General features: G+C 52.6%; 13 protein-coding genes. 8 read left to right on the forward strand and 5 right to left on the reverse strand.

Annotation, left to right across the window (positions count from 1 at the left end; genetic code table 11):
• Nucleotides 1–23: 23 nt before the first annotated feature.
• The gene (cobO, locus tag AB8516_RS17430; RefSeq protein ID WP_369162494.1) at nt 24–560 is read right to left on the reverse strand and encodes a cob(I)yrinic acid a,c-diamide adenosyltransferase; all 537 of its coding nucleotides are present in this window, start codon (nt 558–560) and stop codon (nt 24–26) included.
• A 191-nt stretch (nt 561–751) separates the two neighbouring features.
• Between cobO and AB8516_RS17435 the strand changes: the two genes are divergently transcribed.
• From AB8516_RS17435 to AB8516_RS17445, 3 genes are read left to right on the forward strand one after another with little or no spacing between them, the layout of a single operon-like run.
• Nucleotides 752–1,753: a Fe(3+) ABC transporter substrate-binding protein gene (locus tag AB8516_RS17435; RefSeq protein WP_369163323.1), complete on the forward strand. Its 1,002-nt coding sequence runs from the start codon at nt 752–754 to the stop codon at nt 1,751–1,753.
• Between the two features lie 6 nt (nt 1,754–1,759).
• A complete protein-coding gene (locus tag AB8516_RS17440; RefSeq protein ID WP_369162495.1) occupies nt 1,760–3,436 on the forward strand; it encodes an ABC transporter permease in 1,677 nt (558 codons plus the stop codon).
• Nucleotides 3,420–4,475: an ABC transporter ATP-binding protein gene (locus tag AB8516_RS17445; RefSeq protein ID WP_369162496.1), complete on the forward strand. Its 1,056-nt coding sequence runs from the start codon at nt 3,420–3,422 to the stop codon at nt 4,473–4,475. The genes AB8516_RS17440 and AB8516_RS17445 overlap by 17 nt, the downstream gene beginning before the upstream one ends.
• A gap of 167 nt (nt 4,476–4,642) precedes the next feature.
• Here the strand turns inward: AB8516_RS17445 and AB8516_RS17450 are convergent, their stop codons facing one another.
• Entirely contained in the window at nt 4,643–5,485 is an 843-nt protein-coding gene (locus AB8516_RS17450; RefSeq protein ID WP_369162497.1) for a metal ABC transporter solute-binding protein, Zn/Mn family, read from the reverse strand.
• A gap of 448 nt (nt 5,486–5,933) precedes the next feature.
• Between AB8516_RS17450 and AB8516_RS17455 the strand changes: the two genes are divergently transcribed.
• On the forward strand, nt 5,934–6,173 hold the full coding sequence (locus AB8516_RS17455; protein WP_369162498.1) for a hypothetical protein: 240 nt from the start codon (nt 5,934–5,936) through the stop codon (nt 6,171–6,173).
• 478 nt (nt 6,174–6,651) lie between these two features.
• On the opposite strand, the gene AB8516_RS17460 is transcribed toward AB8516_RS17455, so the two are convergent.
• Complete coding sequence (locus tag AB8516_RS17460) at nt 6,652–7,497, reverse strand: LysR substrate-binding domain-containing protein (RefSeq protein WP_369162499.1); 846 nt, start codon at nt 7,495–7,497, stop codon at nt 6,652–6,654.
• A gap of 105 nt (nt 7,498–7,602) precedes the next feature.
• On the opposite strand from AB8516_RS17460, the gene AB8516_RS17465 reads away from it, so the two are divergent.
• Complete coding sequence (locus AB8516_RS17465; RefSeq protein ID WP_108290534.1) at nt 7,603–8,004, forward strand: tautomerase family protein; 402 nt, start codon at nt 7,603–7,605, stop codon at nt 8,002–8,004.
• Nucleotides 8,005–8,143: 139 nt separating this feature from the next.
• Here the strand turns inward: AB8516_RS17465 and AB8516_RS17470 are convergent, their stop codons facing one another.
• Entirely contained in the window at nt 8,144–8,332 is a 189-nt protein-coding gene (locus AB8516_RS17470; protein WP_108290532.1) for a ribonuclease H, read from the reverse strand.
• 144 nt (nt 8,333–8,476) lie between these two features.
• Nucleotides 8,477–10,162 (reverse strand): LysM peptidoglycan-binding domain-containing protein, encoded by a 1,686-nt coding sequence (locus AB8516_RS17475; RefSeq protein ID WP_369162500.1) that lies wholly within the window; start codon nt 10,160–10,162, stop codon nt 8,477–8,479.
• A 188-nt stretch (nt 10,163–10,350) separates the two neighbouring features.
• Here AB8516_RS17475 and AB8516_RS17480 point away from each other — a divergent pair, with 188 nt between their 5' ends.
• From AB8516_RS17480 to dnaQ, 3 genes are all read left to right on the forward strand, one after another.
• Complete coding sequence (locus AB8516_RS17480) at nt 10,351–11,112, forward strand: methyltransferase domain-containing protein (RefSeq protein WP_369162501.1); 762 nt, start codon at nt 10,351–10,353, stop codon at nt 11,110–11,112.
• Nucleotides 11,109–11,561 carry a ribonuclease HI gene (gene rnhA, locus AB8516_RS17485; RefSeq protein WP_369162502.1) on the forward strand — a complete coding sequence of 151 codons (453 nt, stop codon included), beginning with the start codon at nt 11,109–11,111 and terminating at the stop codon, nt 11,559–11,561. The genes AB8516_RS17480 and rnhA overlap by 4 nt, the downstream gene beginning before the upstream one ends.
• Before the next feature lie 274 nt (nt 11,562–11,835).
• On the forward strand, nt 11,836–12,537 hold the full coding sequence (dnaQ, locus tag AB8516_RS17490) for a DNA polymerase III subunit epsilon (protein ID WP_108290526.1): 702 nt from the start codon (nt 11,836–11,838) through the stop codon (nt 12,535–12,537).
• The last annotated feature ends 63 nt before the right edge of the window (nt 12,538–12,600 follow it).

Raw genomic sequence — 12,600 nt, forward strand, 5'->3', positions numbered from 1 at the left:
TATAGGATTGGTGATGACGGGTGCTAGAACTCAATCCCCTGTTCAGCATGAATGCCCTGCTCAAAGGCGTGTTTGACCAATCTCATCTCTGTTACCGTATCTGCGATGTCTATGACCTCTTTGGATGCGCCTCGTCCGGTCAGGATCAGGTGCATCCAGGGCGGCTTCTCCTGTTGGATGAAGGCTGCAATCTCCTGCCCGCTGATCCAGCCGTATTGGCAGACGTAGTTGATCTCATCCAGCACCACCAGATCGTAGTGCCGGGTGCGGATCTTCTCCTGGCAGAGTTGCCAGATCTCCCGGCTGGTGCGGCGGTCCTGCTCGGGATTTTTGGTATCCCAGGTGAATCCGTCTCCCAGGGCATGCCACTCGATATTCTCGAAACGGCCGGCCGCCTTCTGCTCCCCTGTCTTCCACTTTCCCTTGATGAACTGGATTACCAACACCTGCATATCCCAGCCGGCCGCCCTGAAGACGGTGCCGAAGGCGCTGGATGACTTGCCCTTGCCCTCGCCGGTGAGCACCAGGGTTATGCCGTTTCGTTTCTCTCGCTCTTTCATTCATTAACCTTCTATCTGATCAGATGGAGTGGCAGATCATGGTCCGACTCTGGCAGTGTCGGTGCCCGCTGCCCTTCCAATAGACTGTTGCGAATCTAAATAAGAATCGTTATCATTCTTTTAATCCTGCACTATTATGTTATATGAGTATCTTATTGGAGGTAATTGTGTTACATGTTTCAAAACCCATTATGCTGGGTCTGCTGCTAACTTTCATAGCGCCGTCCCTGACCCTGGCGGAGGAGGTGGTCAATCTCTACTCGGCCAGAAAAGAGAAACTGATCAAACCGCTGCTCGATCGATTCAACGAAGAGACCGGTATCAAGGTCAATCTGGTCACCGGGAAGGCCGATGCCCTGCTGCAGAGGCTGCAGAGTGAGGGACGCAACACACCGGCCGACATGCTGATCACTACCGATGCAGGTCGACTGCATCGGGCTAAAGCGGCGGGGGTCACCCAGGCGGTGGAATCCGAGGTCCTTCGGGCCTTGGTGCCGGAGAGTTTTCGCGATCCGGATAGCCACTGGTACGGCCTCTCATTGCGGGCTCGGCCCATCCTGTATGTCAAAGGAAAGGTGGATCCGTCGAGATTATCGACTTATGAAGCACTGATAGATCCTGACTGGGATAACAGAATCTGTATCCGCTCGTCCGGCAATATCTACAATCAATCCCTGGTGGCTTCGATGATCGCCGCCAATGGTGCGGAAGCGACGGAGACCTGGGCCAAAGCCTTCGTCAAACAGTTCGCGCGTCCACCCAAGGGAGGGGACCGGGATCAAATCAAGGCTGCTGCGGCCGGCTTGTGTGATATCGCCATTGCGAATACCTACTACCTTGCCGGCATGCTGACCTCCAAAGACAAGGCGCAACGCGATGCCGCGGCGAAACTGGCAGTCTTCTGGCCGAATCAGCAGGGTCGGGGTGCGCATGTGAATGTGAGTGGAGCGGCCCTGACCAAAGCGGCAAAAAACAGGAAAAATGCAATCAGGCTGTTGGAATTCCTTGTCAATCGTGACTCTCAGGCCTGGTATGCTGAGGCGAATGGGGAATATCCGGTTCGAACAGATGTGGAACCGAGCGAACTCCTCAAAGAATGGGGCGATTTCAAGATGGACCGGCTCAACCTGGCTCAGCTGGGTCTACTCAATCCGGATGCACTGCGAATGATGGATCGGGCGGGATGGAAGTGATCTGAGGTGCGATCCACGGCCAACCGATTTTCCTGGCCCCACCTCTCCATCAGGCTGAATGGGTGGAGTGTGGCGGTACTCTCGTTAGCACTTTTGCTGGCGGTGCCTGTGATCGTTGTACTCAGCTATCTTTTTGAACCTGCCGGTGAGGTCTGGCGCCATCTGGCTGATACGGTTTTACAGGACTATGTCATCAACTCCCTGCTGTTGATGGTTGGTGTGGCTATCGGTGTGTTGTTGTTGGGTGTCAGTACGGCCTGGCTCACCAGTATGTGCCAGTTTCCAGGGAGATCGGTGTTCGAATGGGCATTGCTGCTGCCGATGGCGATACCCGCCTACATCATTGCCTATACCTATACCGGTCTGTTCGATTTTGCCGGACCTGTGCAGACTATGATCCGGGAGTGGACCGGCTGGGGTTACGGCGACTACTGGTTTCCTGAGATCCGTTCCATCGAAGGTGCGGCATTGATGCTCGCACTGGTGCTCTATCCTTATGTCTATCTGTTATCGAGAGCCGCCTTTCTGGGGCAATCGATCTGTGTGCTGGATGTCAGCCGTACCCTGGGCAATGGTCCCTGGCGGACTTTCTTTACGGTCGCTCTACCCTTGGCCAGACCCGCAATCGTGGCGGGTCTCTCACTGGCCCTGATGGAGACCCTGGCCGACTACGGTACGGTGCAGTATTTTGGCGTCTCGACCTTCACCACTGGAATATTCCGTACCTGGTATGGCTTAAACAATGCGGCCGCAGCGGCACAACTCTCAGCCATGTTGTTGCTGGTGGTTTTCGCTTTGATCATTCTGGAAAAAATTTCCCGCAAACAGGCGCGCTATCACCATACCAGTCAACGCCATCAGGCATTGACCCGCTTCGAGTTGAATGCCAGGCAATCGGTGATGGCCTTCCTGATCTGTTCAGGGGCGTTGTTGTTCGGGTTCATCCTGCCCGCAGGCCAGCTATTGTGGTGGGCATTGACCACCGCAGAGGAGAATCTCGATAGCCGTTTTTTGAATCTGATCACCCATACAATCGTGTTGGCGGGTACCGCTTCGCTGCTGGCACTGATGTTGGCGCTGTTGCTGGGTTACGGGAAACGGCAACAGAAGAGCTGGTCGACCCTGTTTGCGGTGAGGCTGGCGGGGATGGGCTATGCCATTCCGGGTACGGTTATCGCCATCGGTGTCATGATACCATTTGCCGCCTTTGACAATGTGCTCGATAGCTGGGCTAGAGAACAGTTCGGCTGGTCAACCGGGCTGCTGCTGAGCGGTACCTTGATCGCCTTGGTGTTCGCTTACCTGGTACGCTTTCTGGCGGTATCCCTGCAAACGGTTGAAGCGGGATTGGGCAAGATCCGGCCGACCATGGACGAAGTGGCTCGTTCGCTGGGTACCGGTTCCGGGGAGATTGTGCGCAGGGTGCATATACCGATGTTGAAAGGGAGTCTGCTGACAGCCCTGTTGCTGGTGTTTGTGGATGTTTTGAAAGAGCTGCCCGCTACTCTGATATTGCGCCCCTTCAATTATAATACCCTGGCTGTCAGGGCCTATGAATTGGCCTCTGACGAACGCTTGGCGGATGCCTCATATGCAGCGTTGACGATTGTTGTCGTGGGTATTCTCCCGGTGATACTGTTGAGTCGTACCATAACCCGGTCTCGCCATGCCAAATCAGCTTGAAGTCAGACACGCCAGTGTACAATATGGCCGCCAGGTCGTGGTGGACGATGTCAGCTTTGAACTGGAGAGCGGTGTTATAGGTTGTCTGCTGGGGCCGAGCGGCTGTGGCAAAACCAGCCTGCTGCGTGCCATTGCGGGATTCGAACCCTTGGTCCAGGGAGAGATTCTGCTGCATGGGCGTCAGGTCTCACGTCCGGGGCACACACTTGCCCCCGAGAAGCGCCGGGTTGGTATGGTGTTTCAGGACTTCGCCCTCTATCCCCACCTTACCGTTGGGGAGAATGTCGCCTTTGGACTGCGTGGGATCAGTGGTAAGTCACAACGACAACGACAACGACAACGAGTTGGCGAGTTGTTGGTGTTGGTCGGTCTCAGCGGCCTGGAGGATAAATATCCCCATCAGCTTTCCGGTGGGCAACAACAGCGGATTGCATTGATCCGGGCCATGGCGCCAAGACCGGAGATACTGCTGCTCGACGAACCCTTTTCCGGTCTCGATGTGGAGCTGAGGGAACAGTTAGCGGGAGAGGTTCGGGCGATATTGAAAAGAGAGGGTGTGACAGCGATCCTCGTGACCCACGATCAATTGGAAGCATTCGCGTTGGCTGACATCATCGGTGTATTGGGTAGCGGGCGTTTACGTCAATGGGACAGCGGCTACCACATCTACCACAAGCCGGCGGATCGATTCGTGGCGGAGTTTGTCGGACAGGGCGCTATGATCCCGGGTCGGGTATTGGCGGGTGGTCGTATCGAATCGGCACTCGGCACCATGTCCGCCGATTTCAAGCGGCAACACCAGGCAGGGGATTCAGTTGAGCTGTTGCTGCGTCCCGACGATATCATTCATGATGACGAGAGTGACTTTAAGCTGAAGATCGTTGGTAAGGTTTTTCAAGGCGCCGAGTATCTCTATACGCTCTCCCTGGATGACGGCACCGAGTTGCTCTGTCTGGTGCAGAGTCATCACGATCATGCGGTCGGTGAAAGGATAGGCGTGCGTCTTGCCGTGGATCATGTAGTGGCATTTCCCGGCTGACTGTTCACGCAGGCCCTGGGAAATGAAAAATTAAACCGGCGTGAGCAAAACGAACCCAACCACCAACACCTCAACAGTCGAAACTTTTCAGCCGCTTTTGTGATTTACCTGCCCCCATTCCATGGCTCTGCATGATGTGTAATCGACGGGTGTGTGGTCCCGCCTCATCAGCTTCTTTGGTACTGATTGTTAAGTACTTCAACCCTGGTTTTGATCCTGTGATGTGAATTGACACACTGGTCTAGATGTTTGGCGCGGTTGAGCAGCGTTTGAAAATAGAGATCCGGGCCAGGGGGCGGTGGCGCAATCTCGCTCTGTCTGCAAGTCTTGAAGGAGCGGTTGGATACTTTCTGCAGGCCTTCATTTGAGCTGCCGGCTTGCTTTATATCGCGAATGAAGCGGTTAATGAAATAGGGATCAAATGTATCCGCGATCTTCGAGGATACAGCTCCAATGGGCGCCAACTGTTTAGAAATGTCTTGCTCTACTTTTTTAATCCTTTTCAGCAGTGCGATTTCATTATCCAGGTAACGCTCTGTATTGTCTGGATCGATCCGCACCAGTAACGGCGTGATCTGTTTGACTGCCATAATGGCGATACGTGGATCACTCCAGAAATGGAGATCGCGGGAGATTTGTCGCTGGTCGCCGATCTCCTCATAGTCCCTTTTCAACAGTAGGGGGAGTGTATTCGAGAGCGTCATAAAGTGATCGGCTATTGGCGGAAATTTATCCAGGGCATGCCCGACGGATTTTTCCAGGCCTGATCCCACCCAAATTACCAGGTCGGCGCTCAGCAGCCCGCTCGTTTGAAAGGGATCCAAATCTCCCGCCATATCTGACTCGCTTTGAAACAGCAATATTGGTTCAGCTGCTCCCTGCATTAAAGCGGCCACAAGGGAATGTAATTCAGGCAGTGAGACAACCACTCTTGGTGCTGCGTTGAGTGGATTGATTAGAATTAAGGTAACAACCAGGACTGTAAGCTTCAGCCGCACTATTTTTAGCATCTCTTCATCCTCAGGGTATTTTTGGTCAATACTCACAATCAAGAAGTGTGCCGTAAAAATAAATTTCATAAAAACAATGATGTATGTTTTTTTACTTACTTTTTTAGTGTGTCAGAAGACGCGTAATTGAGTGAAATGCCATAGACATATAGTTGGAGGTCAATCCGACATTCGGTAATGGATCCATGAAACTGAGATTGCTGAAATAAGCTGGGGACACCGAGCAGGTAAATTGAAATACAACATTATATGAGGCAAACAACTAACCCTGTATTTATCTCGAATTTGTTCTATAAGAATCCTAACCACTGATTAAACTTGGCAAGGCTGAGGAAGTCATAGAATAGTAACCACACCGCAACGAGGATCGCTGAGTGATCTTTCGTGGCAGAACCGCATTCTCTCGTGACGCAAATAGCCATCGACTGGAATTCCGGCCGAAACGATCATGGGTATCGAGCAGGATGGGTGCAACCATACCGGCGATGTGTTTCGCCTATTGAATGGGGAGCAACACATCAGGTGGCCCCGGAGAGATGAGATGATAACCGATCAAATAACGCGGACGATTCGTAAACGATTTGCAACACTCCCGAATTGGCTGCAACATTTGACCGCTGCCAGCTTTCTGTTCTTCCTTGCCAAAGGCTTGCTCTGGATTGGCTTGGCAGCCTGGGTGATTTTGTGACCACCCATCGTTTCATCTTTCGATCAAGGGTGATGGAGGGAGCCTTCACGTCAGGCTGAATTGTATTTGGGAGCAGCTGGTCATGCCGATGGCCCTAGCAAGCCGCAAATAGACGCATCTTATGAAAAGTCCGCAAATATTCGCAAATAAGCACCTTTTTCAGCAGTTTAAACCAAGAGTGACGGTGAGACACTCCTCACTCGTGCCGAGTCACACAAGCTGAAGGATAGGTTCTATACAATCCATCCCAGTGGAGAGTTTTAAAGTAGATTTACTTATTCGCTTTCATTTGCGGACTTAGAACTGTTTTGCGAGTATTTGCGGCTTGCTTACACAGACACCTCAGTAAGGGTGAGGTAGGTTAAAGCACATAGCTGAGAATGGTGGGTAATCAGAAAACTAAAAACCTTTCTGAAGTGTTCATGGTTAACAGGCCTACGCTTTTCCATGGCTGAGCATGAAAGGTAACAAGGATTGCCTAAACCACTATATCCTCAGTCTTCAAATATTCACGGATAATGATATCGAGTGCATTGAGCGCATCACTGCTGCGGAACGAATTTCGGTAGAGGGCCAGCTCCACCGGTTTGAGTGCCGGCAGTGGTGATTTCTCAGAACCCTTTGCGGCAAGTCTTGCCGTGACTCCCAGGCCTGCCTCGACTGCGGCGAGAATACCAGGCAGGCTGGGGCTGGTATAGGCAACCCGCCAGGGGATACCGGCCTGATCCAGTGCGCCGATCACCCTGGAGCGGAACAGACAGGGGGGCGCAAACATTACCAGGGGCAGGACTTGAGAGGGCTGCCATAGGAAAGGTTTTGGTACGATCCACTGAATTGGAATGAGTCCCAGACATTCGCCCTCATCGCCGGGACTTTGAAATGCAACAGCCATATCGAGTTGCTCAGCATGGATCGCCGACACCAGACGTGAACTGGTATCTATCTGAACATCGAGGCGTACCGCCGGATGGCTGCGGGTGAATTGCGCCAGGATGGCCGCCAGGCCTCGGTCGGCGAAATCCTGTGCGACTCCCAAGCGCAGGTGCCCTTGCAACGGGTCTGGCCGCAGTACGGACGCAGCCTCATCATTTAAATCCAGGATACGTCGTGCATAGTTAAGCAGCAGTTCGCCCGACTCGGTCAGAATACGTCGGCGGCCGGACTTCAGAAACAATGCAGTGCCACTCGATTCTTCAAGGCGTTTCATCTGCAGACTGATTGCTGACTGTGTGCGATGTAAACGCTTCGCAGCTTGAGAAAAGCCGCCATGATCAGCAATGGCAACCAGGCTTCGCAACAGGTCGATATCAAGATTCTGCGCCATAATTCATAAGTATTGCAAATGTATTAGTTAAATAATAGTCATTATATTAATGTTTTCACTGTTGCTAGTCTGATCATGTCGCCACTACAGATTTCGGAGTAACCAATGCCAGTTATCGTAATCGCACTTTCAGGTAGGCAGCTGCCCCTGTTGCAACAACAGGATTTGCAGCGAATGACGACTCGTCTGATTGAGGAGATCATGGGTAAGCGCCGATCTGTAACCGCGGTTATGGTGCAGTCGCTGCCATCCGCAAATTGGGCGATTGGAGGGGAAGCGCTCAACGACCATCTGCGCGCCGCCCAGGTGGATATCACCATTACCGCCGGTACAAATACGGCTGAAGAGAAGGCCGGCATGATCGATGCGGTCCATCAAATGCTGAATGACCGAGTGGGTCCACTCGCCGAGGCGAGCTATGTGGTCATTCATGAAGTGGCCGCGGATGCTTGGGGGTATGCGGGACTTACCCAGCAGTCGCGTCAACAGATGAGGCAGTTGATATGAATCGGGAGTTTAAGGCGGAACCAAAGCGACGCGAAGATGGGAGTCTCGATATCGAACACTACTTGCAGCTGGGCCGCTTTATGCGTGCAACGGCCTTGATCAGGGGGTGGATGAAAACGGTTAAAAGGTTGAGGCCGAATCAGCAGGTAAACAGGCGATCAATAGCATCCAGCCCTTCCTGCACGATCTCATCCAGCTCTTCCGGATCGTCATCATGTTCATAGGCAAGCATGGAATAGGTTGCCAGTGATTTCAGCCCAAGTGCGATCTTTTCCACATCGACAAGGTTTAACTCGACCCCATCTCTTAAATGGCACTCTTCACTCATAGGAAACATCTCGTAAATACTGCTTAGCTTACCGATACTCTGACAGGCGCTGGTCTGCTGTCAAAAAATTAGGCGCTTTTATTGATGCAGATCAAGTGTGAAACATATCTGGCGCTTTCGTTCCGGCTGCACAACCCTGTTGCCTCAGAGGGTCTGTTCAGTGACATCCACATAGAGTTTAAGTCGTTGACCAGGTTGAAGATATTTGCTTCCAAGCGTGTTCCATCGCTTGAGATCGGCTACGGAAACCTTGAAGCGCTGAGCGATACGGGAGAGTGAGTCACCGCGTCTGACTCTATAGTGCAGCCTGCTCTGTGTGCCTGATGGCTGTAGGTTGAGAAGAGAGAGTTCTGAAGCGGGGGCCTTTTTTACCCAGATGACCAGTGTTTGCCCCGGCTTGAGGGGATCACCCGGGGCCATTCCGTTCCAGGCTGCGAGTTTACGATGACTTACGGAATGGAGCTTGGCTATCTTCCACAGGCTATCGCCCGGTTTGACTGTATAGTGTTGTTTGTGGCCATTGCGGGATCTGTTTTGGATTGCCGCCTTGCGTTGCTCGGCGCTGAAGGTGTATTGGTTGAGTCCCTTGCTGGAGACAGGGATCAACAGGTGCTTTCCAGCACGGATTTTGCTGCCTTTGAGTTTGTTTATCTGCCTCAACACCTTAGTGGTCGTACCATGTTTACTGGCGATGACACTCAGTGCATCCCCCTGCTTGATTTTGTAGCGTTTCCATGTCAATCGCTCTTCGGCGGGGAGCGTCTCGAGTTTTCGCAGAAAAGTCTCAACCTTGTCCAGTGGCAGGCTGAGTCTGTGGGGGCCGTCTGGGTCGGTAGCCCATCGGTTCAGGCCTGGGTTGAGGAGATAGAGATCCTGAATGGAGAGATCCGCCATCTCCGCCGCCAGGGCGAGATCGAGCTGAGACTGGATGTCGACAGTGGTGAAATAGGGTTCATCAGCAATGGGTAGCAGTGTAGCTTTGTAGCGCTGTGGATTCCTGAATATCTCAGCCAATGCCAGCAGGCGGGGTACATAGGCGCTGGTCTCATCAGGTAATTTCAGTGACCAGTAATCGGTTGGCTTGCCACGTTTTTGATTGTGTCGAATCGCACTACGTACCGTCCCGGCCCCCGAGTTATAGGCGGCAAGCGCCAATTCCCAGTCATTATTGAACTGACGGCTGAGCGACTGCAGATAGTCCAGTGCCGCATGGGTTGAAGCCACGATATCCCGCCGACCGTCATACCACCAGTTCTGTTTCAACCCGTAATAACGACCGGTGGATGGGATAAACTGCCACATACCGGCAGCGCGCCCCGGTGAATAGGCAAACGGCCGATAGGCGCTCTCGACGGCGGGAAGCAAGGCGATTTCACTGGGGATGTCCCTTTTCTCGATCTCCTGCAATATGAAATGAAGATAGGGTTGTGAACGCTCCTGAATGCGTTGAATATAACCTGGATGCTTTTTGTACCAGTTCAATTCACGGTCAATGCGGTGATTATGGGGAAAGGTCAATCGATAACCATCCAACATCCGGCTCCATAGATCGGCAGGTTTTTCTGCGAGCGTCAATTCCGTGACGGCGGCCTGCAGCTCCTCGGCGATTTCCGGCAGCTCATCGGCAGTCATGGTGCTCTCGTCAGCACTTGGGTGGGTTTGCAATACTTGCGTAGCGGCCGGGGAGAGGGGGACCTGCTGCAATGCGGTCGTCGCCTCCCCATTGGGCAGGCTTTGACAGGCAGCGAGTAGGCAGGTGGCGAATAGATTCATGATACGCAGAGGCGACTTGAAAAACGGCATCGATCTTTTAAGGCTTGTTGTGGACATACTCTATATCGGAGGAAAATAGTATCAGAGCCGCGTATCATTTCCATGGCCGGTACTCCAAATTGTGTGGTATCCCGTGGTTCTGTCCTCGGGTATACCGCCTGATAACCTGAGACCTCGTAAGAGGCGTACTGAACTACACAGATTACCTGACAGTTATGTCGGTGGTAAAGTCGATACCTTGATATATGAGAGAAAATAAGCTGTTGAATTTGGGATCTTGTAGGCAGAAACAGCTACAAACATGGTTCGAGAGTGACTTGGGCAAGCTGTTGGCCGAGCAGGAGGCGGAATGCCTGGATCCCAGGATTGCCACGCTGTTCGGCTATCATGTGGTTCAGCTCGGGCTTCCCTGCAGGAATCAGGATTTTCTGAGGATGAGCCCTGCGCGGAACCGGGTGGTCATGGGCAGCGGAGATGATTGTACAGGCATCGATCTGCAAGCCGACAGCCATCACCTGCCTCTAGCCAGTGACAGTGTAGATGGGATGGTATTGCCCCATACCCTCGATTTTACGGCCGATCCCCATCAGGTGTTGCGTGAGGTTGAACGGGTATTGATCCCCGAGGGCAAGGTATTGCTCTGTGGTTTCAATCCCTGGAGTCAGTGGGGATTGTGGCGTCTGCTGCGTCTCAGGTCTGCCACGATCCCCTGGTGTGGTCACTTCTTCAGCGGAAAGCGGATCCAGGATTGGTTCTCATTGCTCGGCTTTGAATTGGAAGAGGTGGTTTATCTTCACTTCCGTCCCCCGGTCTCCAACTCACCCATCATGCAGAGACTGGCCTTTATGGAACGATTGGGTAAAAGGATCTATCCACTGTTTGGTGGTGTCTATGTCATACTCGCGGTCAAGCGGGAGATCACGATGACTCCGCTACGGTCGAAATGGCGGGTGAAAAAGCGGGTCTTGCCGACTGCCGCAGAACCGACGATGAGAAAAATTGAATGACTCAAGTTGTAGAACTATATAGCGATGGCGCCTGTCGTGGGAATCCCGGTCCCGGTGGTTGGGGGGTGGTCTTACGCTACGGTCGACATGAAAAACAGCTTTTCGGTGGCGAACATGAGACCACCAACAACCGTATGGAACTGATGGCGGTTATCCGTGGCCTGCAGAGCCTGACGAAAAGGAGTCGGGTGAAAGTGACCACGGATTCCCAATACGTGAAAAACGGAATCACCCAGTGGATTTACAATTGGAAACGGAATGGCTGGAGAACGGCAGCGAAAAGACCGGTCAAGAATGCCGACCTGTGGCAAATGTTGGATACAGAGGTCAACAATCATCAGGTGGAGTGGGCCTGGGTCAAAGGTCACTCCGGCCATACCGAGAATGAACTGGCGGATGAATTGGCTAACCGCGGTATCGAGGAGTTAGGGCTGGTCGACAGGTCCTAGGGCCTGTCGACACTAATCCGGTCGGCTCTGTTGCGTCTGAAAAAGCGCCAATCAAGGCGCGAGGAGAGAAGTTTGGTGTTTCCAAATGAACAACGAGCAACGCCGAGTGGCGCTTTTTCAGGCGTAACCCGCAGGGCTGGGGCTATTTTTCCGCCCAGCGGCGTTATCATTCGCTCATGTAGAATAACTACACATCACTCATTCTGCCTTGCTGGGCAAAAAAATAGTCCCAGCAGAGCCGATCGGATTAGTGTCAACAGGCCCTAGTGAACTGATGCGACAGATCGTACTGGATACGGAAACCACAGGATTGGAACCGGAGCATGGACACAGAATCATCGAAATCGGCTGTGTGGAGATGGTTGATCGTCGATTGACCGGTAATAATTTCCACCAATATCTGCAACCTGAACGGGAGATCGATGCCGCTGCCGTAGAGGTGCATGGCATCACCAACGAATTTCTTGAAGACAAACCGAAATTCGGGGATGTTGCTCAGGATTTCATCGACTACGTGAGAGGAGCGGAGCTGATCATTCATAACGCTCCATTCGATGTCGGTTTTCTCGACCATGAATTTCACCTCATGGAGAGTGCTGCGCGAATCGATAGTTTGTGCGCGGTTACTGACACCCTGGTGATGGCGAAAAAGATGCACCCGGGTCAAAGAAACAGCCTCGATGCGCTCTGTAAGCGATACGATATCGATAATTCACACAGGGAATTGCATGGAGCGCTTCTGGATGCCGAGATTCTGGCTGATGTCTACCTGATGATGACCGGGGGGCAGGCTTCGCTGATTTTGGACGGAGTAGCCAACGATGAGTTTGGTGATAATTCTGTCGATAGCATTCAACGTCTGCCTTCGAACAGGCCAAAACTGAAGGTGGTTCACGCTGACCAGCAGGAACTCGCGGCCCATGAGCAGCAACTGAAAGCCATGGGTGAGGCCTGTATCTGGTTAAAGAAACACTAGGGCCTGCAAACACTCATCCAATGGGCGCATCAGGCGCAATCCGAAGGGCTCGCTCGAGCTTTT

Source organism: Candidatus Thiodiazotropha sp. LNASS1 (assembly GCF_964212655.1).
Classification (GTDB): Bacteria; Pseudomonadota; Gammaproteobacteria; order Chromatiales; family Chromatiaceae; genus Thiodiazotropha.